The sequence below is a fragment of the Agrobacterium sp. 22-221-1 genome (assembly GCF_053522445.1).
Genome location: NZ_JBNWCL010000007.1, coordinates 176,819 through 200,349, shown reverse-complemented (window position 1 = coordinate 200,349; position 23,531 = coordinate 176,819). Strand labels below are relative to the sequence as shown.

Annotated in this window: 21 protein-coding genes; 8 read left to right on the top strand and 13 right to left on the bottom strand. The window is 59.8% G+C overall.

Annotation, left to right across the window (positions count from 1 at the left end; all coding sequences use genetic code 11):
• Positions 1-5 precede the first annotated feature (5 nt).
• From dapB to mepA, 4 genes are all read right to left on the bottom strand, one after another.
• Complete coding sequence (dapB, locus tag ACQZ5N_RS13285; RefSeq protein ID WP_448733197.1) at positions 6-833, bottom strand: 4-hydroxy-tetrahydrodipicolinate reductase; 828 nt, start codon at positions 831-833, stop codon at positions 6-8.
• Positions 834-959: 126 nt separating this feature from the next.
• On the bottom strand, positions 960-1,982 hold the full coding sequence (locus tag ACQZ5N_RS13280) for a glucokinase (RefSeq protein WP_448733139.1): 1,023 nt from the start codon (positions 1,980-1,982) through the stop codon (positions 960-962).
• 22 nt (positions 1,983-2,004) lie between these two features.
• Positions 2,005-2,388, bottom strand: a complete 384-nt coding sequence (locus ACQZ5N_RS13275) for a methylglyoxal synthase (protein ID WP_003524431.1) — start codon at positions 2,386-2,388, stop codon at positions 2,005-2,007.
• Between the two features lie 100 nt (positions 2,389-2,488).
• The gene (mepA, locus tag ACQZ5N_RS13270; protein ID WP_448733138.1) at positions 2,489-3,538 is read right to left on the bottom strand and encodes a penicillin-insensitive murein endopeptidase; all 1,050 of its coding nucleotides are present in this window, start codon (positions 3,536-3,538) and stop codon (positions 2,489-2,491) included.
• Between the two features lie 205 nt (positions 3,539-3,743).
• Between mepA and ACQZ5N_RS13265 the strand changes: the two genes are divergently transcribed.
• From ACQZ5N_RS13265 to ACQZ5N_RS13235, 7 genes are all read left to right on the top strand, one after another.
• Positions 3,744-5,588: an extracellular solute-binding protein gene (locus tag ACQZ5N_RS13265; RefSeq protein WP_448733137.1), complete on the top strand. Its 1,845-nt coding sequence runs from the start codon at positions 3,744-3,746 to the stop codon at positions 5,586-5,588.
• A 139-nt stretch (positions 5,589-5,727) separates the two neighbouring features.
• Positions 5,728-6,822, top strand: coding sequence for a microcin C ABC transporter permease YejB (locus tag ACQZ5N_RS13260; protein WP_448733136.1), 1,095 nt, complete (start codon positions 5,728-5,730; stop codon positions 6,820-6,822).
• Positions 6,822-7,967 (top strand): ABC transporter permease, encoded by a 1,146-nt coding sequence (locus ACQZ5N_RS13255; protein ID WP_448733135.1) that lies wholly within the window; start codon positions 6,822-6,824, stop codon positions 7,965-7,967. Before ACQZ5N_RS13260 ends, ACQZ5N_RS13255 begins: the two co-directional genes overlap by 1 nt.
• Positions 7,968-7,972: 5 nt before the next feature.
• On the top strand, positions 7,973-9,613 hold the full coding sequence (locus ACQZ5N_RS13250) for an ABC transporter ATP-binding protein (protein WP_448733134.1): 1,641 nt from the start codon (positions 7,973-7,975) through the stop codon (positions 9,611-9,613).
• A 101-nt stretch (positions 9,614-9,714) separates the two neighbouring features.
• Entirely contained in the window at positions 9,715-10,962 is a 1,248-nt protein-coding gene (locus ACQZ5N_RS13245) for an NAD(P)/FAD-dependent oxidoreductase (RefSeq protein WP_196378173.1), read from the top strand.
• Between the two features lie 172 nt (positions 10,963-11,134).
• Complete coding sequence (locus tag ACQZ5N_RS13240) at positions 11,135-12,496, top strand: glutamine synthetase family protein (protein WP_003524441.1); 1,362 nt, start codon at positions 11,135-11,137, stop codon at positions 12,494-12,496.
• A 1-nt stretch (position 12,497) separates the two neighbouring features.
• Positions 12,498-13,799 carry an NAD(P)/FAD-dependent oxidoreductase gene (locus ACQZ5N_RS13235; protein ID WP_448733133.1) on the top strand — a complete coding sequence of 434 codons (1,302 nt, stop codon included), beginning with the start codon at positions 12,498-12,500 and terminating at the stop codon, positions 13,797-13,799.
• Here ACQZ5N_RS13235 and ACQZ5N_RS13230 read toward each other — a convergent pair.
• The 7 genes from ACQZ5N_RS13230 to rirA all read right to left on the bottom strand — a co-directional run bounded on the left by ACQZ5N_RS13230 (position 13,796) and on the right by rirA (position 20,068).
• Positions 13,796-14,284: a gluconokinase gene (locus tag ACQZ5N_RS13230; protein ID WP_304982804.1), complete on the bottom strand. Its 489-nt coding sequence runs from the start codon at positions 14,282-14,284 to the stop codon at positions 13,796-13,798. The two genes, ACQZ5N_RS13235 and ACQZ5N_RS13230, sit on opposite strands and share 4 nt — an antisense overlap.
• A gap of 108 nt (positions 14,285-14,392) precedes the next feature.
• Complete coding sequence (locus ACQZ5N_RS13225) at positions 14,393-15,133, bottom strand: ABC transporter permease (protein WP_448733132.1); 741 nt, start codon at positions 15,131-15,133, stop codon at positions 14,393-14,395.
• Positions 15,130-16,068 (bottom strand): ABC transporter ATP-binding protein, encoded by a 939-nt coding sequence (locus tag ACQZ5N_RS13220; RefSeq protein ID WP_448733131.1) that lies wholly within the window; start codon positions 16,066-16,068, stop codon positions 15,130-15,132. Before ACQZ5N_RS13220 ends, ACQZ5N_RS13225 begins: the two co-directional genes overlap by 4 nt.
• The gene (locus ACQZ5N_RS13215) at positions 16,065-17,231 is read right to left on the bottom strand and encodes an ABC transporter permease (RefSeq protein ID WP_448733130.1); all 1,167 of its coding nucleotides are present in this window, start codon (positions 17,229-17,231) and stop codon (positions 16,065-16,067) included. The genes ACQZ5N_RS13220 and ACQZ5N_RS13215 overlap by 4 nt, the downstream gene beginning before the upstream one ends.
• Positions 17,232-17,327: 96 nt before the next feature.
• Entirely contained in the window at positions 17,328-18,239 is a 912-nt protein-coding gene (gene osmF, locus ACQZ5N_RS13210; RefSeq protein WP_003524447.1) for a glycine betaine ABC transporter substrate-binding protein OsmF, read from the bottom strand.
• 141 nt (positions 18,240-18,380) lie between these two features.
• Positions 18,381-19,427: an AbrB family transcriptional regulator gene (locus ACQZ5N_RS13205; protein ID WP_448733129.1), complete on the bottom strand. Its 1,047-nt coding sequence runs from the start codon at positions 19,425-19,427 to the stop codon at positions 18,381-18,383.
• 170 nt (positions 19,428-19,597) lie between these two features.
• Entirely contained in the window at positions 19,598-20,068 is a 471-nt protein-coding gene (gene rirA / locus ACQZ5N_RS13200; protein ID WP_059759126.1) for an iron-responsive transcriptional regulator RirA, read from the bottom strand.
• Between the two features lie 173 nt (positions 20,069-20,241).
• Between rirA and ACQZ5N_RS13195 the strand changes: the two genes are divergently transcribed.
• Positions 20,242-21,291: a Fe(3+) ABC transporter substrate-binding protein gene (locus ACQZ5N_RS13195; RefSeq protein ID WP_035264601.1), complete on the top strand. Its 1,050-nt coding sequence runs from the start codon at positions 20,242-20,244 to the stop codon at positions 21,289-21,291.
• Positions 21,292-21,333: 42 nt separating this feature from the next.
• Here the strand turns inward: ACQZ5N_RS13195 and ACQZ5N_RS13190 are convergent, their stop codons facing one another.
• Positions 21,334-22,404, bottom strand: a complete 1,071-nt coding sequence (locus ACQZ5N_RS13190; RefSeq protein ID WP_448733128.1) for a M48 family metallopeptidase — start codon at positions 22,402-22,404, stop codon at positions 21,334-21,336.
• The gene (locus ACQZ5N_RS13185) at positions 22,394-23,464 is read right to left on the bottom strand and encodes a YjgN family protein (RefSeq protein WP_020809666.1); all 1,071 of its coding nucleotides are present in this window, start codon (positions 23,462-23,464) and stop codon (positions 22,394-22,396) included. Before ACQZ5N_RS13185 ends, ACQZ5N_RS13190 begins: the two co-directional genes overlap by 11 nt.
• Between the last annotated feature and the right edge of the window lie 67 nt (positions 23,465-23,531).

The window sequence follows — 23,531 nt, the reverse complement described above, 5'->3', positions numbered from 1 at the left end:
AAAGCTTACTCTGCCTGCGAAAGCCCCAGCACATCCAGCATCGAATAGAAGCCCGGCTTCTTGTCGAAGGCCCAGACGGCTGCAGCAATCGCGCCGCGTGCGAAAATGGAGCGGTCGCCGGCATAATGCGAAAGCTCCACGCGCTCGCCCTCTCCGGCGAAGATCACCGAATGTTCGCCGATCACCGAGCCGCCACGCAGCGTGGCAAAACCGATGGTCCCCGTTTCACGCGCACCCGTATGCCCGTCGCGCACGCGAACGGACGATGTGGTGAGATCGACCTTGCGGCCCGCCGCCGCCGCCTCGCCGAGCAGAAGGGCGGTGCCTGAGGGCGCATCCACCTTGTGCTTGTGGTGCATTTCAAGGATTTCGATATCCCAGTTCTGCGCATCCAGCGCCTGTGCTGCCTGCTGTGTGAGAACACTGAGCAGGTTGACGCCGAGGCTCATATTGCCCGACTTGACGATGCGGGCATGGCGCGACGCCGCCTTGAATTTTTCCTCGTCTTCCGCCGAGCAGCCCGTGGTGCCGATGATATGCACGATGCGGGCCTGTGCGGCGAGGCCGGCAAAGGTGACGCTGGTTGCCGGCGAAGTGAAATCGATCACCCCTTCCGCATGGAGAAATGCCTGCAACGGATCGCTGGTGATTTCGACGTCGATCGGGCCGAGACCGGCGATTTCGCCCGCATCGCGACCGACAAAGGCCGAGCCTTCGCGCGCCACGGCGGCATGCAGTTGGACGCCGGGCGTCTGGTGAATGAGGCGGATCAGCGCCTGTCCCATGCGGCCCGCCGCGCCGACCACCACCAGTTTCATGCCGCTGCTGCCCATGCTGTCACTCACTTTTCATCTCGGGCGGATCGAGATCCGCCGGTATCGGTCGATTGATGTTTTCAGCAGCGACGTTAAAGACCGCCCGCCTGCTTCGCAAGCATCACATAAGAACAGGCCGGGCGATCAACCCCTCCAGCGTCGCCCATCCAGCGACAGGCCGAAATCGGACGGCGTTCTCGAATAGGTGGCAAGCCCGGAAAGCGCCGCCTGCGGATGGGTGACGACGAAGGTGGGAATGGTCCGCATCAGCGCGCTGTGCGGCGCCTTGTCTTCGAAGGCGGCCCGGAATTCCGGGCTCTTCAGCGCCGGAATGATCTTCTGCGAAATGCCGCCGGCCAGATAGACACCGCCCTTGGCCATGAAGATCAGCGCGAGGTCACCGGCCACGCGGCCGAGATAGGTGCTGAAAAGGGACAGGGTCTCTTTCGCCTGCGGGTTCTCGCTCGAAAGCCCTTGAGAAGTAATGTCGGCCGGATCGGAAAAGACAGGCTCGATGCCATCGGCGGTGCAGACGGCCCGGTAAAGATTGACCAGCCCGCGCCCGCACAGGATCTGCTCCCCGGCGACACGGCCTTCAATGGTTTCGATATGCGGGAAAACCGCATAGTCACGCGCGCTTCTCGGGCCGATATCGATATGGCCGCCTTCGCCGGGCACCGGGAACCACATATGGCGGGCGTAAACCAGCCCGGCGACACCAAGTCCCGTACCCGGTCCAAGAACGACGCGCGATGCCAGCACATCCTTGCGGCCGGAGCCGATGGATTCGCGGTTGTCGTCGTCAAGCGCTGCAATCGCCAGAGCCTGCGCCTCGAAGTCGTTGATGACGATGACATCCTTCAGGCCGAGATTGGCCAGCATGCCCTTCGGCCTGACGACCCAATGGCAGTTGGTGAGCGGAATCTCGTCACCTTCGATGGGGCCGGCAATCGCCAGAATGGTCGAGACCGGCTGAAGCGAGGTTTTGTCCAGAACCGCCTGCTGGATGGCGTCGTCGATGGTCGGATATTCCGCCGTCTTCACGGTGGTAAGGTGCACCGGTTCGGCAAAGGAATCGATCAGGATGGAAAAGCGGGCATTGGTGCCGCCGATGTCGCCAAGAAGGATCGGAAAGGACAGATATTCGGTATCGGACGTCTTCGGCATTGCCTGTTCCATGTTGGGAGGTTCAGTTGGCGACGTGGAAGTCGATGAGATTTTCTGCGGTGGCGCGGTTGAGCGCCATGGGAATATCGTAAACCGTAGCAAGCCGGGTCAGCGCCTTCACATCCACATCATGCGGCATCGCCGTCAGCGGGTCGGTGAAGAAGATCAGCATGTCCACCTCGCCGGTGGCGATCATCGCGCCGATCTGCTGGTCTCCGCCGAGAGGCCCGCTTTTGAGGCGAATGACTTCAAGACCCGGACAGGCTTCCTGTACCCGCCCGCCGGTCGTGCCGGTGGCGACGATCCTGAAACCGGCAAGCGCTTTCTGGTGATGACGGGCGAAATCCGCCATATCGTCCTTTTTCTCGTCGTGAGCGATGAGCGCGATACAGCGTTGTCCTTCCATGGTCCCAGCCCGTTCCATCAAGAATTAAATCGATTTGAAGCCTTCTATAACAGCTTGCCGCCATTTGAAAAGGGAAGCTGTTGAATGCCCCATTTCTGTTTCAGTTCAATGTCGGGCGCTGGGTGGGAAGCGGAATAACCGAAGGCGGCTGCAGGGCAGGGGCTGCCTGAATGACCTGTTCCACGCTTTGCTGGCGCGTTGCCGGAGCAGGGGAGTAGGCTTGGGCCGCAAGTCCCTCGGGGTTAGTGGAAGGGGCGGCAGCCACGGCGGCGCAGGCCGAGGGCAGATCGGAAACCATGACCGGGCGCGGTTTCACCGGCTTGGCATTGGGATCCTTTTTCGGCGGCGCCCATGGTTCCTTGCTGAACCACCAGGCCAGCGACTTGTCGCAGCCGTCGCCTTTGCCCACGGCCGCCTGCGGTTTGCAATTGGGCGCGCCGGGCGGGCATTCGAGACGGATGTGGAAATGCTCGTCATGGCCGTAGATCGGCCTGATCTTGCCCATGAAGGTGCGGTCGCCGGTCCATGTCTGGCAGAGTTTCTGCTTGATGGCCGGGTTGACGAAGACACGCTCCACCTGCGGGTAGCTTGCCGCCATCATCACCAGCCGGGCATTGAGCGGTGACCACTTGCGGTCATCGACCGTCAGGAACTTGCTCTTGTCCAGCATCGAGATGAAAGGCACGGTTTCGCGCTGCTCCACGCTCAGCCGTGGGCTCGGCATCGGTCGCCACCATATGTCGACATCAAGGCCGATCTGGTGCGACGCATGGCCGGTCAGCATCGGCCCGCCGCGCGGCTGGGAAATATCGCCCAGCAGCAATCCCGGCCAGCCGATCTTCTGGGCATCCTGCGAAAATTGCTCGAGGAAGGAAATCATCTGCGGCTGGCCCCAGCGCCGGTTGCGGGAAAGGCGCATGGCCTGCCAGCCGGGACCGTCCGTCGGCATGGCGATGGCGCCGGACTGGCAGCCCTTGGCATAGGAGCCGATCGGCTGCGAGCCCGTGGCGGAAGGCAGCGCCATATGGCCGAACACTTCTTTCGCGGGCCTGTCCTCGGCCGATGCGGTTTCCATCTGCAACTGCAGCGCGGAGACGACCGAAATCGCCAGCATGGCCGCCTTGAAAACTTTCGATGATCCCGCCGTCATATAGTCGTGCCCGTCCGATCAGATGATTCTCTTCCCCTTAAGATAAACTGGAACGGGATTTTGTTGAAACCATGTTTCGCCCCGCCTGTTGCAAAGCGGGAAGATAAAGACGCCGATAAAGAGCTTGTGAGGCGGTGCATCTGTTTTTTGCCAATCTTTGTTTTATGCTCTCTCCAACAAACACGAAAACAGGGACATTCCCCCAATGATATTGGCACCACTGAAATCCCGTCTCCTCATTGCTCTTGCGGCATCCGCCCTGCTGATACCGGCGGCGGCCTTCGCACAATCGGCCGATGTGTGGCGAAAGGGGATTTCGACAGTCGGGGAACTGAAACATCCCGATGGCTTCGATCATTTCGACTATGTGAATACCAAGGCGCCGAAGGGCGGCACCCTTCGCCTGTCGACAGCGGGCACCTTCGATACCCTCAATCCGCTGCTCGCCAAAGGTGAGGCGGCGACCGGCCTTTCGCTCGTTTTCGATACATTGATGAAATCGACGGAAGAGGAGCTGTCGGCCTCCTACGGTCTTCTGGCCGAGGGTGTGAGCTATCCGGACGATATTTCGAAAGCCACCTTCCGGCTGCGCGCCGAAGCGAAATGGGCCGATGGCAAGCCGGTGACGCCGGAGGATGTCGTCTTCAGCTTCGAAAAAGCGAAGGATCTGAGCCCGCAGCTAGCGACCTATTACACCCACGTCACCAAGGCGGAGGTGAGCGGCGAAAGGGACATCACCTTCACATTCGATGAAAAGAACAATCGTGAATTGCCGCAGATTGTCGGGCAATTGCTGATCGTTCCCAAGCACTGGTGGGAAGCCGCCGGCCCGGATGGCAAGCCGCGTGACATATCGCGTGGCACGCTGGAGCCGGTGATGGGTTCCGGCGCCTACAAGATTGCCTCAGTCTCTCCCGGCTCGACAATCGCTTATGAACGCCGCGACGACTACTGGGGCAAGGACGTCAACGTGAATGTGGGGATGAACAATTTCAAAACCATCGCCTACACCTTCTTTGCCGATCAGGATGTCGAATTCCAGGCGTTCAAGTCCGGCACCGTCGATTTCCGCCAGGAAGCCTCCTCCAGCCGCTGGGTCACGGGTTATGATTTTCCGGCAGTCAAGGAAGGCCGCGTCAAGAAGGAAGAACTGCCGAATATCTATCGCTCCGTCGGCATCATGCAGGCCTTCGTGCCGAACATGCGCCGCGAAAAATTCCAGAACCCGAACCTGCGCAAGGCGCTCAACTACGCTTTCGATTTCGAGGAGCTGAACCGAACGCTGGCTTACGGCCAGTTCCAGCGCATCAACAGCTTCTTCATGGGCAGTGAGCTGGCCTCTTCCGGCCTGCCCACCGGTCGAGAGCTGGAAATTCTTCAGGAACTGAAGGATCAGGTTCCGCCGGAGGTTTTCACCACCGAATATCGCAACCCGGTCGCGGGTGATCCGGCCAAGCAGCGTGACAATCTGCGCGAGGCGGTCAAGCTGATGAAAGAGGCCGGTTACGAGCTGCGCGGCAACCGCATGGTCAATGCGAAAACCGGACAGCCGCTCGATATGGAGTTTCTGATCGATTCCGCCGGCATGGAAAGAACCATCCTTCCCTATGTCCAGAATCTGAAGAAGATCGGCATCAACGCGACGATCCGGACCGTCGACGCCTCGCAATATACCAACCGCACCCGCAGCTTCGATTATGACGTGATCGTCAAGCTCTGGGCGACTTCCGCGAACCCCGGAAACGAACAGGCGGATTTCTGGGGCTCGGCCGCCGCCGACAGGCAGGGTTCCAACAATATTGCCGGCATCAAGAACCCTGCCGTCGATGCGTTGGTCAGGAAGGTCATATTTGCGCCCAACCGGGATGAACAGGTGGCCGCCGCACGCGCTCTCGACCGCGTGCTTTTGGCAAACAGCTATGTCATCCCGCAATTCTATCGCGGTGAGATGTTCATCGCCTACTGGAACACGCTTATCCGTCCGGAAAACCTGCCCCAATATGGTGTCGGTTTTCCGGAAGCATGGTGGTCCAGTCAGGCCGCGAATTGACGCCGGCCTTGCTTTCGTGGCGAAGGCTTGATTCACATAGGGCGAGACGAATCGCTCAAAGCGCAGGCAGCGCTTTCAGGAAAGGACCGGGTTTGACAGAAACGAAAACCGCTGACGTATCGGCCGGGAGCAGAGGCTGATGGGCGCCTATATCCTCAGACGTCTGGCGCTGATGATCCCGACCATCGTCGGCATTATGGGCATTTCGTTTCTCGTCATCCAGTTCGCGCCGGGCGGGCCGGTGGAACAGGTCGTCGCGCAATTGACGGGGCAGGGCGACAATGCCTCCGACCGGCTATCGGGTGGCGGCGATCTCATGGGCCAATCCGGCGGTTTCGATGATAGCGGTTCGAAATATCGCGGCGCGCAGGGTCTCGATCCGGAACTTATCGCCAAGCTCGAAAAGCAGTTCGGCTTCGACAAGCCGCCGCTCACCCGTTTTCTCGAAATGATGTGGAATTATATCCGCTTCGATTTCGGCGACAGCTTCTTCCGCAATTCCTCTGTTATCGATCTCATCATCGACAAGCTGCCGGTGTCCGCGTCGCTCGGTTTCTGGATTCTGATCATTTCCTACATCATCTCCATTCCGCTCGGCATCAAGAAGGCCGTGTCCGACGGCTCGACCTTCGACGTCTGGACCTCCGGCATCATCATCATCGGTTATGCCGTTCCGAGCTTCCTGTTCGGCATTCTGCTCATCGTCCTCTTCGCCGGTGGATCCTTCTTCGACTGGTTCCCGCTGCGCGGCCTTGTGTCGGATAATTTCGCGCAACTGAACTGGTGGCAGAAGATCATCGACTATTTCTGGCATCTGACCCTGCCGCTTATCGCACTGTCGCTTTCGGCCTTCGCGACGACGACGCTTCTGACCAAGAATTCCTTCATCGACGAGATCAAGAAGCAATATGTCATCACCGCCCGCGCCAAGGGGCTCACGGAGCGCAAGGTTCTTTATGGTCATGTCTTTCGCAACGCGATGCTGATCGTGATCGCCGGTTTTCCGGGCGCCTTCATCTCGGCCTTCTTCACCGGATCGCTGCTGATCGAGAATATCTTCTCGCTCGATGGCCTCGGCCGCCTCGGTTATCTCTCGGTCGTCAATCGCGATTACCCGATCGTCTTCGGCACGCTCTTCATCTTCTCGCTGATGGGCCTCGTGGTCGGCCTCATTTCCGACCTTATCTATACATGGATCGATCCGCGTATCGATTTCGAGCGGAGGGACGTGTGATGACGCTTGCCCATACCGCCGCAACCGAAACGATGGCAAAGCCGAAGCGCCCGTGGTTTTCGCCGACCACCAAGCGCCGCTGGCAGAATTTCAAGGCAAACCGGCGCGGTTACTGGTCCTTCTGGCTGTTCCTGCTCCTGTTTTTCCTGAGCCTGATCGCGGAATTCATCGCCAATGACAAACCCGTCCTTGCCTCCTACAAGGGTGAGCTGCTGGTGCCCGTCATGGTGGATTATCCGGAGGAAAAATTCGGCGGCTTCCTGGCCCAGACCGATTACAAATCCTCCTTCATTCAGGACGAGATCAACGCCAATGGCTGGATGATCTGGCCGCCGATCCGTTATTCCTATCAGACGGTCAACTCCAATATTCCGCATTCGGCACCCACCGCGCCCTTCTGGCTGATGGATAAAAAGGATCGCTGCTCGGCTTACCCGCAGGGCGATGCCGATCCCGGCTGCACCCTCGGCAATCTCAACTGGCTCGGAACCGACAATCAGGCGCGCGACGTCACGGCGCGGATGATCTACGGTTTCCGTATTTCCGTGCTTTTCGGCCTGACGCTGACCATTGCGTCGGCCCTTGTCGGCGTCACCGCCGGCGCGATCCAGGGTTATTTCGGCGGTTGGACTGACCTGCTGTTGCAGCGTTTCATCGAAATCTGGTCTTCCATGCCGGTGCTTTACATCCTGCTCATCATCGCGGCCATCCTGCCGCCGGGCTTCTTCGTGCTGCTCGGCATCATGCTGCTCTTCTCATGGGTCGGCTTCGTCGGCATCGTGCGCGCCGAATTCCTGCGCGCCAGAAACTTCGAATATGTCCGCGCCGCCCGCGCCCTTGGCGTCGGCAACTGGACAATCATGTTCCGGCATCTTCTGCCAAACGCCATGGTGGCGACACTGACCTTCCTGCCTTTCATCCTCTCCGGATCGATCACGACGCTCACCTCGCTCGATTTCCTCGGCTTCGGCATGCCGCCGGGATCGCCGTCGCTGGGCGAGATGATCGCGCAGGGCAAGAACAACCTTCAGGCCCCCTGGCTTGGCCTCACTGCGTTTTTCACCATGTCCATCATGCTCTCACTGTTGATTTTCGTCGGTGAAGCGGTGCGCGACGCCTTCGACCCACGCAAGACGTTCCGGTGATCGCCATGACGGAAACAAATATTCAGCCGCTTCTCTCCGTCCGTGATCTCTCCGTCGCCTTCCATCAGGGCGGCGCGACCAGCATCGCTGTCGACCACGTCTCCTTCGATCTGATGCCGGGCGAGGTCGTCGCCCTCGTCGGCGAGTCCGGTTCCGGCAAATCGGTCACGGCGAATTCCATTCTCAAATTGCTGCCCTATCCGGCGGCGAGCCATCCTTCGGGAAAAATCCTGTTCGACGGCAAGGATATGCTGACTTTGCCGGAACGCTCCCTGCGCGCGGTCCGCGGTAACGACGTCACGATGATTTTCCAGGAGCCGATGACCTCGCTCAATCCGCTCCACACCATCGAGCGGCAGATCGGCGAGATTCTGGAACTGCATCAGGCAATCACCGGAGCGCAGGCACGGGCGCGCACGCTGGAACTGCTGCTGCAGGTGGGTATCCGTGAACCGGAAAAGCGCCTGAAGGCCTATCCGCATGAATTGTCCGGTGGCCAGCGGCAGCGCGTGATGATTGCCATGGCGCTTGCCAACCGGCCGAAACTGCTGATCGCCGACGAACCGACGACGGCGCTCGACGTGACGGTGCAGGCGCAGATCCTCGAGCTTCTGAGTGATCTGAAGACGAAGCACGGCATGTCCATGCTGTTCATCACCCACGATCTCGGCATTGTCCGCAAATTTGCCGACCGCGTCTGCGTCATGACCAAGGGCAAGATCGTCGAGACCGGCACGGTGGAGCAGGTGTTTACCGATCCGCAGCACGCCTATACGCGCCATCTTCTGGCGGCAGAGCCGAAGGGCGAGCCGCCGCATTCCGACGCGACCAAACCGGTGGTCATGCAGGGTGACGATATCAAGGTCTGGTTCCCCATCAAAGCGGGGCTGATGCGCCGGGTGGTCGACCATGTGAAGGCGGTGGACGGCATCGATATCACCCTTCGCGCCGGCCAGACTGTGGGCGTGGTGGGCGAATCCGGCTCCGGCAAGACGACGCTCGGTCTGGCCCTCTCGCGGTTGATTGCGTCTGAAGGGCGTATCAGCTTCATCGGCCAGTCGATCGACCACTATTCCTATGAAATGATGAAGCCGCTCAGAAACCGGCTGCAGGTGGTGTTTCAGGATCCTTATGGGTCGCTCAGCCCGCGCATGTCGGTCGGCGAGATCGTCGCCGAAGGCCTGAAGGTGCATGAGCGGTCACTTTCCGCCGATGAGCGCGATACGCGTGTCGCTACCGCGCTGGAAGAGGTCGGTCTGGACCCCGCGACGCGCTGGCGGTATCCGCACGAATTTTCCGGCGGCCAGCGCCAGCGCATCGCCATTGCCCGCGCCATGGTGCTTAAACCCCGTTTTGTCATGCTGGATGAGCCGACCTCCGCGCTCGACATGAGCGTGCAGGCGCAGGTGGTCGATCTGCTGCGCGATCTTCAGGCCAAGCACGAACTCGCTTACCTCTTCATCAGCCACGATCTGAAGGTGGTGAAGGCGCTCGCTAACGACCTGATCGTCATGCGCCATGGCAAGGTGGTGGAGAGCGGCCCGGCGGCGGAAATCTTCGCTGACCCGCAGCAGGACTATACCAAGGCGTTGCTGGCGGCTGCCTTCAACATCGAGGCGATGAAAACGAAGGCGATAAGCCAGTAGGCCGCATTGCTGTTTCTGTTAAGGTGATGATTTTTCTGTTGCTTCGCGGAAAATGCCGACCCATGTTGAGGGGCATGTGATGCGGAAACGGATTGATTGCCATGGCAGCGGATGTGATCGTTTTGGGTGCGGGGATCATCGGGGTCTCCATCGCCCTGCAGCTGGCCCGCAGGGGCAAGTCGGTGGTGCTGGTCGACCGGCGCGGGCCGGGTGAGGAGACCTCCTTCGGCAATGCCGGGCTGATCCAGAGAGAAGGCGTCGTGCCTTATGCCTTCCCGCAGGATCTCGCCCTGTTGCTGCGCTATTCCCTGAACAACAGCATCGATGCCCGCTATCACCTCTTTGCCCTGCCGAAGATCGCGCCTTTTCTCGGCCGTTACTGGTACAATTCCGCAGCCACGCGCCACGCGGCAATTGCCCGCGCCTATGCGCCGCTGATCGAGCATTCGGTCTCCGAACACAGCATTTTGATTGACGAGGCGAAGGCCGGCGATCTGATCGTCAAGAACGGCTGGATGGAGGCCTACAGAACCGCCGCAAGGCGGGATGCCGATTTTGCTTTCGCCGAGCGTCTGGCGCGCGACCACGGCATTTCCCATACGAAACTCGACGCCGAGGAGCTTGCCGCAGCCGAACCGCATCTGAGCCATGATTTCGTCGGTGGCCTGAAATGGAACGATCCCTGGTCGGTGCGCGATCCGCATGCGCTGACGCTCGCTTATGTCCGGCTGTTCGAGAGCCTCGGCGGAAGCTTCGTCAGGGGTGATGCTTCCACCCTCAGCCAGACGGTGAGCGGGTGGACGGTGCGCACCGAAACCGGCGCGGTAGAGGCCGAACATGCCGTCGTGGCGCTTGGCCCCTGGGCGGATACCGTTACGGAACGGCTGGGTTACCGCTTTCCGCTTGGTGTGAAGCGCGGTTACCACATGCATTATGCGCCGCAGGAAGGCACGAAGCTCAATAACTGGCTGATCGACGCCGAGCGCGGTTATTTCCTCGCGCCGATGCGAAAGGGCATCCGCCTGACGACGGGCGCGGAATTTGCCGAACGCGATGCACCGAAATCTCCCGTGCAGATAGAGCGGGCGGAGCGGGTGGCGCGCACCGTCTTTCCTCTCGGCGGCCGGCTGGATGCGGAACCGTGGATGGGTGCGCGGCCCTGCACGCCGGATATGATGCCGATCATCGGTAAAGCGCCGCGCCATAAAACATTGTGGTTTGCTTTCGGCCACGCCCACCATGGCCTCACACTTGGGCCGATCACCGGCCGTGTATTGGCGGAAACCATGCTGGGCGAAACGCCGGTTATCGCCATCGACGCCTATCGCCCGGAAAGGTTCAATCCCTGATAGCTAAATCCGCTGGCCTTCCGGGGACAGGCCACGTAACATGGTTGCATGCAAAGGGAAAAGGGGCGAAACGTCATCATGGTGGCGAGGTTTCTCATCTATCAGCAGCAGGACGACTTTCGTTAGCGCAACTCGCTGCGCATGAAACGAGATGGAAACGGCTTGCTGGTGCATGATGGATGATATTGAAAACGCAAAGAAATTTTTCGCAGATAACCCCGATATCGAAATTCTCGAAGCTTTTGTCATAGATGCGAACGGCGTGCCGCGTGGCAAGTGGATTCCGCGCGAACGGGCAATCGACGTTCTTGAAAAGGGAATGGCCATTCCCCGGTCGGTCTATGCGCTGGATATCTGGGGCCGGGATGTGCATGCCGCAGGTCTTGCGGAAGGCACGGGCGATCCGGACGGGTTTTGTTTCCCCGTTCCAGGCACGCTGTCGCGGGTTACATGGCTTGGCCGCCCGACGGCACAGGTTCTGCTGGCAATGAAAAATCCGGATGGAACCGGCTTTTATGGCGATCCGCGCCATGTTCTGGCGCAGGTTCTGGGCGCCTATAAAAAGGCCGGCCTCACGCCGGTCGTGGCGACCGAACTCGAGTTTTACCTGATCGATCCCGTCCGCTCCGCGCTCGATCCCGTTCGTCCGCCGCACAGCCGCGAGGGTCGGTGGCATACGGGCCAAACACAGGTTTTGTCGATTTCCGAACTGCAGGATTTCGAGGACGTCTTCCATGATATTGCCACGGCCTGCCGCGCACAGGGCGTGCTTGCCGATACGACGCTGCGGGAGAATGGTCCCGGCCAATATGAGATCAATCTTAACCATGTGCCGGATGCATTGCAGGCGGCCGATTTCGCGGTCTTCCTGAAACGCATCGTCAAGGGCGTGGCGCGGCGGCATGACCTCGACGCCACCTTCATGGCCAAGCCTTACGGGTTGCAGGCCGGCAACGGCATGCATGTGCATTTTTCCGTTCTCGACAGGGACGGCAGGAACATCTACGCCGGGGAGGACGGCCCATCGGATGCCTTGATGCATTCGGTCGGCGGCCTCTTGGAAAACATGGGTGAAAGCATGGCGATCTTCGCCCCCCATGCCAATTCCTATCGTCGCCTGACACCCAGCGAACACGCACCGACCTACGCCTCCTGGGGCATCGACAACCGCTCGGCGGCGGTTCGCGTCATCGTTGCCAGCAAGGCGGCGACCCGTATCGAACATCGGGTCGCGGGCGCCGATACCAATCCCTATCTCGTTGTCGCGATGATCCTGAGCGCCGCATTGGCCGGCATGAAGGAGAAGCGCCAACCGGGCGGCGCGATTGCCGGCGACAGCCATGCGATCAATCACGAGCCGCTGCCCACCAACTGGGACTATGCGTTGCAGCGCTTCACGCGGTCGAGCTTTGCCTATGCGACGCTCGGCCAGAAGTACCGCACGTTGTTTTCCGCCTGCAAACAGCAGGAGCTTTCCGAATTTTCCCTGCGTGTAACCGACGTCGAATATGACGCCTATATCAGGACGGTGTGAAATGGCTGAGGTAACGAACATCCCTAATCCCGGCCACACATCGTCATGGTATGCGGCCTCCGCCAATGTCAAAACCGTGCGGCCGACACTCGAAGGCGCGCTGGACGCCGATGTCTGCATCATCGGCGGTGGCTTCACCGGCATTTCCGCCGCGCTGGAACTCAGTGAGCGCGGCTATTCCGTCATCGTTCTGGAAGGTGTCCGCGTCGGCTTCGGCGCTTCGGGTCGCAATGGCGGCCAGATCGTCAACGGCTATAGCCGCGATCTCGAAACCATCGCTGGCCGCTATGGGCATGACAAGGCGGTGAAACTCGGCGAAATGTCGCTTGAAGGCGGCGCGATCATCCGCAACCGCATCGCCAAATACGCCATCGATTGCGATCTCGTCGATGGCGGTTTCTTTGCCGCCTTTACCCCGAAACAGATCCGCGAGATGGAGGCCCATAAGGCCCATTGGGAAAAACACGGCCATGGCGGTCTCGAAATGGTCTCGAAGGCGGATGTCGGCCGGTATGTGAAGACCGATCGTTATGCCGGCGGCATGATCGACCGCTTCGGCGGGCATATCCACCCGCTCAATCTGGTGCAGGGCGAAGCGGCGGCGGCCGAAAGCCTCGGTGCGCGCATATTCGAAAATTCGCGGGTCATTGCGGTGGAGCAGGGCGCAAACCCCGTGGTGCGCACGGCGACAGGCAGCGTCAAGACGAAATATGTCCTCGTCTGCGGCAACGCCTATCTCGGCAAACTCTTGCCGGAAATCGGCGACCGGATGATGCCGGTCTCAAGCCAGGTCATGGCGACGGAACCGCTCGATGCCGATCTGATCGAGGCTCTTCTGCCTGCCGATTATTGCGTTGAAGATGCCAACTACATTCTCGACTATTATCGCCGGACCTCGGACAATCGCCTGCTCTATGGGGGCGGCATCGGTTATGGCGGCAGCGATCCGGCCGATCTGACGGGTGTGATCCGTCCGAACATGCTCAAAACCTTCCCGCAACTGGAAAAAACGAAAATCGACTTTGCCTGGAGTGGAAATTTCGCGCTGACCCTGACGCGCATTCCGCATATGGGCAGGCTGTCGGACAATATCTATTTCTCGCATGGCGACAGTGGCCATGGTGTTACGACAACCCATCTGCTCGGCAAGATACTGGGCGAGGCCGTTGCCGGCCATGCCGAACGTTTCGATATCTGGAGTTCGCTGCCGAACTATCCGTTCCCCGGCGGCAAGACCTTCCGGGTGCCGCTGACCGTGCTTGGCGCATGGTGGTACGGCCTGCGCGACAGGCTCGGATTTTAGAACGTCACTGTCTTCAAACCGGAAAGTGCGTTCTTCGCAATATCCTCCGGTGTGGCATCGATGCTGACGGTCACGACGCCGGATTCGCCGGTCGGCACTTCCAGCGTGGCAAGCTGGGTCTGCAGCAGCGAAAGCGGCATGAAATGGCCCTTGCGTTCGCCCATGCGCCGGCTGAGAAGCTCCAGGCTGCCATCCAGATAGACGAAAGCCAGCGGGCCGCCGGTGGCCTTGCGAAGCCGGTCGCGATAGATTTTCTTGAGGGCCGAGCAGGAAACGACGACACCATTGCTTTCGCTGCCCTTGCGCAGTTCCGCGCCGATCAGATCGAGCCAGGGCCAACGGTCTTCGTCCGTCAGCGGAATACCTTCGGACATTTTATCGACGTTGGATTTCGGGTGAAGCTTGTCGCCTTCTATGAAGGCAACGCCCAGTTTTTCCGCTACTGCTTCCGCGACCGTGGACTTGCCGGAGCCGCTCACTCCCATCACGACAATTGCCTGTGTCACCCGAACCTCGAATGTTTCTGTTTCGACGGTCAGCCCCTACCATGTGCGGCAGGTATCGGGAATATAAAAATGCGGGGCTTGCCTGTGTCAGTGCCCGGTTTTGCGCGCCGCACTCTTTTCCAGGGCGGAAAAGGCAGCGTGAATCAGGATCGCCAGCGCCGCAACGATCAGCCCGCCCTGAAGAATGAAGGCGAGATTGTTGGATTGCAGGCCGGCAATGATCACTTCGCCGAGGGTACGCGCCGCGACGGTCGAGCCGATGGTCGCGGTCGAAAGGCTGATGACCGCCGAAAGCCGGATGCCGGCGAGAATGGCTGGAAGGGCAAGCGGCAACTCCACTTTGACAAGGCGTTGCCAGCCGGTCATGCCGCTGCCTCTCGCGGCATCCATCATCGTGGCGGGCAGGGTCGTAAGACCCGTCAGCGTATTTTCGAATACCGGCAAAAGTGCATAGAGAAACAGCGCAATAAGCGTGGGTTTCTCGCCAAAACCGATCATCGGCACGGCCAGCGCCAGCACCGCGACGGGCGGGAAGGTCTGGCCGATATTGACGATGCTGCGCGACAGCGGCAGGAAATCCGCCCCGAATGGCCGGGTGACGAGAACTGCAAGCGCTCCCGCCGTGAGCGTGGCGAGCCCCGTGGCAATCGCCACGATGGTTAGATGCGACAGCGTGAGGGAAAACAGATTGGCCTGCGTGTAGATTGCCGGCGCATTGGCCTGCACGAGAGGGCGAAACACCGGTGCGAAGACCTGCGGCACGGCAAGGAAGATGGCCAGCGCCAGCGTCAGGAAACCGAGGGCAAAGAAGGATAAGGCGTTTTTCATGGGGCTCCGGCGGCACGCTGGAGGAGAACGTCACGCCGCACCCGGCCGGCGGGTTGCCCATTGTCCTTGACGACCGGCAAGGCATCGCAGCCCGCCCATAACATTGCCGACAGGGCGTCGCGCTGGCTCGTATGTTCGGTGAGCGGTTCGCCCTCTGCGTTTCCCGGTTCCACGACATCGGCGACGGAGAGAACGGACAGCAGTTTCAGCGCCCGTTCGTTTTCGCCGATCATGGTGCGCACGAAATCCGTCGCCGGTTTCAGCACCAGTTCGGCCGGCGGGCAGTCCTGCACAATGCGGCCCTTGTCCATCACGGCGATACGATCCGCCAGATGAAAGGCCTCGTCCATATCGTGTGTGACGAGAACGATGGTCACGCCGAGCTTTTTCTGGATATCGAGAAGATCGTTCTGGGCCTTGGCGCGGATCACCGGGTCCAGCGCGCCGAAGGGTTCGTCCATCAGAAGAATGTTCGGCTCGGCGGCGAGCGCACGCGCCACGCCGACACGCTGCTGCTGACCGCCTGAGAGTTCATGCGGGAAACGGTCGGCATAAAGCGCAGGATCGAGCTGGAAGAGATGCATCAGCGCGTCGATCTTCGCCTCGATCCGCTTGCGATCCCAGCCGATCAGCTGCGGAACGGTCGCGATATTTTCGGCCACCGTCCGGTGCGGAAACAGGCCATGGCCCTGAATGGCGTAGCCGATCTGGCGGCGCAGCTTGAAGCCGGGTATGGCGCTGACATCCTCACCGTCGATACGGATCGTGCCGGAGGTCGGCTCCACCAGCCGGTTTATCATGCGCAGCAGGGTGGTTTTTCCCGAGCCGGAGGTGCCGACGATGACGGTGACGGTGCGCGGCGGGACGGTTAGCGATACCTGATCCACCACGGCTGCACCGCCATATCGTTTCGTAATGGTGTCGATTTCGATCATGCCTTTTGCCTTCCGCCTGCGCTGAAGAGATTGCTGTCGATGAGGGCGTCGAGTGTTATCGCAGCGGCAAAGCCGAGAAGAACCGTCGGCACGGTGCCGAGCAGCACGAGGTCCATCGCTGTCTGCCCGATGCCCTGAAATACGAAAACGCCAAAGCCGCCGCCGCCGATCAGGGCGGCGATCGTCGCCAGGCCGATATTCTGCACCAGCACGATGCGGATGCCGGTGAGGATGACCGGCATGGCCAGCGGAAATTCTACCCGCAGCAGCCGTTGCACCGGCGTCATACCAAGCCCGCGCGCCGCTTCCCGAACCGCTTGCGAAACGCCGGAAAGACCGACCACCGTGTTCGAAACCACCGGCAGCAGCGAATAGAGAAACAGCGCCACGAAAGCGGGCACCATGCCGATGCCGGCGATGCCGATTTTCGCGGCACCCGGCACAGTGGCCGCGATCCACCCGAGCGGGGCGATCAAGAGGCCGAAAAGGGCGATGGAGGGGATGGTCTGAACGATGTTGAGGCTGTTCAGTACGCCTGCGCGCAACCGCTCGACCTTGTAACAGAGTATCCCCAGGGGAATGCCCACTACGGTCGCCGCGATCAGCGAGCCGATGGCAAGTTCCACATGCCGCAAAGCCTCGCTCCAGAATATATCGGCCCGGCCGGTATATTCCTTGATGATGGAGAGGTCGTTCCAGAGGCCGCTTGTCAGCACGGCCGCGAGCGCGACAATGGCCACCAGCAGCAGCAAAATCCGGGCAGCGGGCTTCGGCTCAAGACGCGCAATGCAATCCGTGGCGAGCAGAGCCAGACCGGCAAATATCAGCCAGAAGCCGCTGGCAGGTGAAACGCGGGCAAAACCGTTACCCTCCGGCGTGAGGAAAGAAGCCGCCTTCCCGACGAAAACCGCCAGTGCCGCAAGACCGACCAGCGCGAATGCGAGCTTCAATCGCGTAGGAAAGCGGAAAAAGGCGATGAAGGCCGAAAGAAGAACGATGGTGGCGAGAACAGTTGCAGCCGAACCCGGAAGAGCTTCGAAGATCGTCCGTGTCTCGCCCTGAACGATCCGGTTGGCACGGAATGTCATGAAAGGCGAGGCGAAAAGCGCATAAAGAAGCAGGCATGAAATCACCACGCCCACTTTGTCAGGCCATTTCGTCAAATCCTGCTCCCCTGTCTTCTGGCCCGTGTACTCTGAATTGGGACGGGATCATGGGAACGCACCGGTTCCCGCAACCCGCTCCGGAGCCGCGAGCGGTTACTTGACGAAGCCGTTCTTTGTCAGAAAGTCGAGCGCCACGGTCTTGGCCTGTTCGCCCCCGACCTGTACGCGGGCGTTCAAATCCTGCAGCGTTGCCAGATCGAGTTTTTCGAACACGGGTTTCAGCAGCTCTTCGATATTCGGGTGCTTTTTCAGAACCTCTTCGCGAATGATCGGCGCTGGCTGATAGACCGGCTGCACATGTTTGTCGTCCTCCAGCACCACGAGACCTGAAGGCGCGATGCCGCCATCCGTGCCATAGACCATGGCGGCATTGGCGTTGTTGGTCTGGTTGGCGGCGGCGGCGATGGTGGCCGCGGTGTCGCCGCCGGAAAGCGTGATCAGCTGGTCAGGCTTCATGGTGAAGCCATAGGTGGTCTGAAATGCAGGGAGCGCGGCGGCGGAGTTGACGAATTCGGAAGAAGCGGCAAGGACGACTTCGCCGCCATCGGCAACATATTTGCCGAAATCGGAAAGCGTCTTCAGATTGTTCTTGTCGGCGACATCCTTGCGCAGCGCAATGGCCCAGGTGTTGTTGGCCGGCGATGGCGTCAGCCAGACGATCTTGTTGGCGTCGAAGTCGAGTGTTTTCGCCTCTTCATAGCCCTTGGCTGCATCTTTCCAGAGCGGATCGTCCGCCTTGGAGAAAAAGAATGCGGCGTTGCCGGTATATTCTGGATAGATGTCGATCTCACCGGCCGTTATCGCTTTTCGCACAACCGGCGTGGCGCCAAGCTGGATGCGATCCGTCGTTTCGATCTTGTTCTGGTTAAGGACGGCAAGGATGATGTTGCCGAGAACACCGCCTTCCGTGTCGATCTTCGACGACACGACCACCTGCGCCTGAGCGATGGAAACAGAAAGGGCAAGCGCAAGTCCGGCGCCCGTCAACGTCATCAAGCGGTTCATGAATGTTCCTCCGGTGGGTCAGCCTGCCGAACAGGCGAAAGATCGCCGCCGCAATTGCGGCGGAATATAAACGGCCGGGAGGAAAAATGGTTGCATGCCATCTGCGTTTTCGCGTCGATGGCTCCGGCTACACGCCGATGGTCAGGTTTCGCCGTCGCGCTTGCGTGCGTCCTTGCCCATGACGAGCGGCATGAGAACGGAAAGAAACAGGAGTCTGATGACGTGGTGGGAGCCGACATAGGCGGTGTCGGCATGCATCATCACCGCCATCGCCGCCATGGTCTCCAGGCCGCCCGGCGAATAGGCGATCATGACGGCATTTAGCGGAACGCCGGTCAAGCTGGAAATCATCCAGGCAATGCTGCCGGCAATCAGCATCACGGCGATGGTGACGACGAAGCCCGCCAGAAAGCCTTTCCGCACGTCCATCAGTGAGACATTCGAAAAGCGCGTCCCGATGAGGCAGCCGATCAGCACATAGACGGGCAGGCTGAGCCAGGTGGGAACGCCGCCTTCGGTAAGGCCGGTAATGTGGGTGCCGATGGAAATGGCGACGCCGCCAAGCAGCAGCGCGGCCGGAAACTTCCAGCGCAGGAAAAGCCAGCCGGTCAGAAGCGATGCGCCGATGGTCAGCGCCAGCGTGAAAAGGCCCATCGGCGGGTTGGCCACAAGCGGTTCCGTGCTGACGAGATCGAAATATTCGACGATCAGCGGCACGGAAAGCGTCAGCGCCAGCACCCGCACGCTTTGCACGATGCTGACGGTCGCCAGGTCGCTTTTCGTCTCTGCGCCGAGGCTGATGATATAGCTGAGATGACCGGGAGAGGCGCCCAGCATCGCCGTTGTCCGGTCGTAACCGAAGCCGTAATGCAGGATCCAGTAGGCGACATAGAGCATGATAACGACAGCGACGAGCACAACGACGAAGCTCACGGGCCAGGTCTTTGCCGCGTCGATCACGGAGGGCGTCACGCTCGTTCCCATGGAAATGCCGACGACGACGAAACAGGCATTGCGGATGAAGGCGGGAACGCCAAGCCTTATGCCGGCCAGCCCCGTGATCGTTACGGCAAGCGCCGGGCCGGAAAGAAAAGGCGCCGGAATATCGATGAGGCTGGCGAGTAGCGCCCCTATGCTGCCGACGAGCGCTGTGAGCGCAAATGTATGGAATTCAGGCTTGATGATCATTGCGACGCTGATTGGTTGCTTGAAAAAGCTCGCGACCAAATGCGCCGCTTCCATCCGCGACGTCAACACGCAGGATCAAAAATATTACATTTCATGCGTATTCTATAAAAGAAAAGCCCGTGGCCTCAAGGACACGGGCTATGGCAATGGCCGATGCGGCAATGGGACGGTCAGGCAGCCGGAAGGGCGGCGATCTTCGGCATTTCCGTATCGAGGCCCAGCAGGAAGTTGATCTGGGGCCGCGCCTTGACGAGATCGTCGATCGAATATTCCGCCAGAACGTCGAAAAAGGCATTGAGCGCCTTGCGAAGCGCCGAGTTGAGGCCGCAGCTATCCACAAGCGGACATTCCACAGCACCGTCCTCGAAGCATTCCGCCATGGCGAAGCTGTCTTCCGTCACTTTCACCACGTCGAACAGGCTGATCTTTTCGGCGGGTTTGCCAAGGCGCACGCCGCCGTTGCGACCGCGCACGGTTTCCACCAGGCCGGCCTTGTTGAGCGGCTGCAGGATTTTGAACAGGAACAGCTCCGAAACGCCATAGGCCTTGGCGATCTCGGGAATGCGGCTCAGATGGCCTTCATTGGCGGCGCAATACATCAACATGCGAACGGCATAGTTGGTCTGTTTGGTCAAGCGCATGCTGGTCTCCTAACTCTCAATGTGGAGTTATATAGTCTCTTTTTCAGTTTAGAACAATTCCAGAAACTGAAAAAACTGGCACCCGTCCGATATTTCTCGAACAGCCTTGTTGACCGTCCGGATGATTCATGAACAAACAAGTCAAGAATCGGAATGTAATGGAGGCATTCATAATGGCAAGCTTGAAATCATACTTTTCCGCTGCCGTTTTTTCAGGGCTGACGATCCTTGTCGCCGCGCCCGTCGCTTTGGCAGAGGGGGAGGTTAACGTCTATTCCTATCGCCAGCCTGAATTGATCCAGCCGCTGCTCGATGCCTTCACGAAAGAAACCGGGATAGAGGCGAATGTGCTTTTTCTCGATAAGGGGCTGGTGGAACGCATTCAGGCCGAGGGCGTCAATTCGCCCGCGGATGTGCTGCTGACGGTTGATATCGCCCGTCTCGTCGAGGCGAAGGAGGGCAAGGTTACCCAGCCGGTCCTCAACGATCCCGTCATCGAAAAGGATATCCCCGCCAATCTGCGCGATCCCGAGGGCGAATGGTTTGGTCTCACCACGCGCGGCCGGGTGGTCTATGCGTCGAAGGAGCGGGTGACCCAGAAGGATATTACCTATGAGGAGCTTGCCGATCCGAAATGGAAGGGCAAGATCTGCATTCGCGACGGCCAGCATTCCTATAATATCGCGCTGATCGCCTCGATGATCGCCCATCACGGCGTCGATTATACCCGCACATGGCTGACCGGCCTGAAGAACAATCTCGCTCGCAAGCCTGACGGAACCGACCGCAGCCAGGCGAAATCGATCTTTTCCGGTGAATGCGATATCGCGCTCGGTAACACCTATTATGTCGGCCTGATGCTGACCAATGATCGCGAGCCGGAAGAAAAGGAATGGGCCGGATCGGTGCGGGTGATCTTTCCCAATGCGGGCGATCGCGGCACACATGTAAATATCTCCGGCATGGCGCTGACGAAATATGCCCCCAACAAAGACAATGCGCTGAAGCTGATGGAATTCCTGGCCTCACGCGAGGCGCAGGAAATCTACGCCAAGCAGGTCTTCGAATATCCGGTGCTGCCCGGCGCGGAGCCATCCGATGTCGTGAAGGGCTTCGGCCCCATCAATCCGGACAAGTTGCCGCTGACGGACATAGCCGCCCATCGCAAGCAGGCGTCCGAACTGGTGGATGAAGTGGGTTTCAACGACGGTCCGACCAACTGAGTTTGCTCTTGATCGAACTCTGAGAGTCGCGATACCGGCGGGTCAGTTACCCGCCGGTTTGTTGTCCAGGGAAGCGTTGTAATCGAGAATGGCCTTGCGCCTTTCCGGTGTTCCGGGATGGGTGGACACGATGCTGGTGCCGTCCCTGTCGCCCAGCTTTTCCTCCAGCAGCGCAAAGAACCGTTCGATGGCGGTTGGGTCGAGCCCGGCCTTGCGCATCAGTTCGACGGAGCGCTGGTCCGCCTGCCGCTCGGCATCGCGCGAATGCGATAGCGCCAGAAGACCACCACCCTGGGTGAGAATATCTTCCATGGCCGAACCGACATCGCCGGCAATCAGCATGACGAGACCCGCAACCCCGGCGGCGCGGTAAAGCTGCCGCAGGCTGTGTTCATATTCCACATGGCCGATTTCATGGGCGAGAACCCCGGTGATCATCTGCCTGTCGTCGCCTGCGAGTTCCACCAGCTCGTCCGTCAATACCAACGTACCATCGGGAAGCGCAAAGGCATTGGGGCCGATATAACCGCCCTTGCGGAAATTCAGCTTGTAGTCCTCGGGCGAACCTTCCGCATGGGCGACGATCCGGGCAAATTCCGCACGGATGGCTTCCTGCTCTTCCTGCGGAAGTTCGCTTGGAGAAAACACAGCCTGGTCGAAGGCCTGCATGGTGCTGGCCGACATGACCTGCGGAACGATGGGCGGCGTTACGGCGACCGCCAGTTCCACCAGCGCCGGAAGCGCCAGCTTGTAGGTGCCGTAAGCCAGAAGAACGGCTGCGGCGGTGATGCCGATCAGTCGTGGGCGGAATTGTTCCAGCCAGTGCACGAAACCGGAACGCTTGGTAATGTGTTGGCCAAGCAGCCGGTCCACGCCGTCATTGTCACGGGTTTCGAACAGCGACCCGTCGGGAAAATGCAACTCCCGGGGAATGGTGCCGACCCGGTGGCTGATCTCGACCGTTTTTATCTCGGCCTGGGTTCTGACGTGGTTGTCCTTCGCGTCGAGCACGAGAAGGACCGTGCCGCCAAGCTTCAACCTGGCGGCGTTGGAAAGGTTGGAGCGAGCGGCATGCCACTCGCCCGCAACGGTTTCTCCGGTATCAGAAACCAAATTCGAAACCTTCCATATCCATATATTCGGCGCTGACGGCGGCGCCTGTCGCCTCCATCGAGGAGAGAACCTCACCGACATCGCCATTGAAACGGATTGCCGTGCGTTCAACGGTATAACGCGCCTCGCGCACCGCCGCCCATGGCCGCATCAGGCCAAGCGTGAAGACGGTGACGATGAGGTTGGAGATGACGATCCACAGGTAGCGGCCGCGATGAAGATCGCTGTGCAGGTCGTGCTTTCCGTCCAGCAGCATGGAGGAGATGACGACATTGCGAACGCCGGTGCGATAGACGACACCCGCAAGACCATAGACCAGAAACGCGCCGAAAATTCCGACATAAAGGGAAGCCAGCGCCGTGGCCATGGCTGCCGTCTCGTCTTCGAGCATAGCGCTATTGGCCGCAAAGGCGGCAATGCCGAAAAAGCCGACCACGATGCCGCCGATCACCACCATGATCGCGGGAATGATCCAGACCCGGTAGAGCTTGCCGATTCTGGGATCGGCGCTGAAAGGCCGGTCGCCGTAACGCAGATTGCTGAAAATATAGCGGTTCGCCCAGCGGCTGGACAGCGGCGCCAGAATGCCGAAGGAGAAGAACGCAACGAGGCTGCCAAGCAGGATGGAGACAAAAGCGCCCCATGCCGTTCCGACAAAATCAAAACGCACATTGCGATAGCTCGTCACTCGCGCATTGAACCGAATGCTGCGCGTGATCAGCCATGGAAAGAAGATCATCAGCAGGATTGCCGGCACGAAAACCAGGAAGGGATGGATGAGGCCGACGAGCTGCGAGACGACGATGAAGGCAAAGGCGATCAGCCGGCCCTTGAAGATTTGCCCGCCGGTGGCGTGATAACCGAAGGCACGACCGGCCAGCACGGTATTGCCATTGAAATAACGCTTGCGGCGCACCTTTGCCCAGGCGGAATAGATGCCGATGGTGATGATCGTCAGCAGAATATTGACGATCCAGATTCCGAAATATTCCTTGGCATTTCCGCTGAACGAGCCGCGTTCAAGCGCGCGCTGATCCGCACTCACTGAGATATCACTCATAATAGTCCCTCATGACATGCCCCTCTCCGGGCAGATTGAGTTTGCAGGCTTCCCCGTTATCGTCGGT

Bases quoted from the DNA above. Each gene is read 5' to 3' on its own strand.
- ACQZ5N_RS13195 (WP_035264601.1), top strand. From the start codon at position 20,242: ATGGCAAGCTTGAAATCATACTTTTCCGCTGCCGTTTTTTCAGGGCTG.
- ACQZ5N_RS13255 (WP_448733135.1), top strand. From the start codon at position 6,822: ATGACGCTTGCCCATACCGCCGCAACCGAAACGATGGCAAAGCCGAAG.
- ACQZ5N_RS13280 (WP_448733139.1), bottom strand. From the start codon at position 1,982: ATGCCGAAGACGTCCGATACCGAATATCTGTCCTTTCCGATCCTTCTT.
- ACQZ5N_RS13265 (WP_448733137.1), top strand. From the start codon at position 3,744: ATGATATTGGCACCACTGAAATCCCGTCTCCTCATTGCTCTTGCGGCA.
- ACQZ5N_RS13240 (WP_003524441.1), top strand. From the start codon at position 11,135: ATGATGGATGATATTGAAAACGCAAAGAAATTTTTCGCAGATAACCCC.
- ACQZ5N_RS13250 (WP_448733134.1), top strand. From the start codon at position 7,973: ATGACGGAAACAAATATTCAGCCGCTTCTCTCCGTCCGTGATCTCTCC.
- ACQZ5N_RS13185 (WP_020809666.1), bottom strand. From the start codon at position 23,464: ATGAGTGATATCTCAGTGAGTGCGGATCAGCGCGCGCTTGAACGCGGC.
- ACQZ5N_RS13225 (WP_448733132.1), bottom strand. From the start codon at position 15,133: ATGAAAAACGCCTTATCCTTCTTTGCCCTCGGTTTCCTGACGCTGGCG.
- mepA (WP_448733138.1), bottom strand. From the start codon at position 3,538: ATGACGGCGGGATCATCGAAAGTTTTCAAGGCGGCCATGCTGGCGATT.
- ACQZ5N_RS13220 (WP_448733131.1), bottom strand. From the start codon at position 16,068: ATGATCGAAATCGACACCATTACGAAACGATATGGCGGTGCAGCCGTG.
- ACQZ5N_RS13275 (WP_003524431.1), bottom strand. From the start codon at position 2,388: ATGGAAGGACAACGCTGTATCGCGCTCATCGCTCACGACGAGAAAAAG.
- ACQZ5N_RS13230 (WP_304982804.1), bottom strand. From the start codon at position 14,284: ATGGGAGTGAGCGGCTCCGGCAAGTCCACGGTCGCGGAAGCAGTAGCG.
- osmF (WP_003524447.1), bottom strand. From the start codon at position 18,239: ATGAACCGCTTGATGACGTTGACGGGCGCCGGACTTGCGCTTGCCCTT.
- ACQZ5N_RS13205 (WP_448733129.1), bottom strand. From the start codon at position 19,427: ATGATCATCAAGCCTGAATTCCATACATTTGCGCTCACAGCGCTCGTC.
- ACQZ5N_RS13235 (WP_448733133.1), top strand. From the start codon at position 12,498: ATGGCTGAGGTAACGAACATCCCTAATCCCGGCCACACATCGTCATGG.
- ACQZ5N_RS13260 (WP_448733136.1), top strand. From the start codon at position 5,728: ATGGGCGCCTATATCCTCAGACGTCTGGCGCTGATGATCCCGACCATC.
- ACQZ5N_RS13245 (WP_196378173.1), top strand. From the start codon at position 9,715: ATGGCAGCGGATGTGATCGTTTTGGGTGCGGGGATCATCGGGGTCTCC.
- dapB (WP_448733197.1), bottom strand. From the start codon at position 833: ATGGGCAGCAGCGGCATGAAACTGGTGGTGGTCGGCGCGGCGGGCCGC.
- rirA (WP_059759126.1), bottom strand. From the start codon at position 20,068: ATGCGCTTGACCAAACAGACCAACTATGCCGTTCGCATGTTGATGTAT.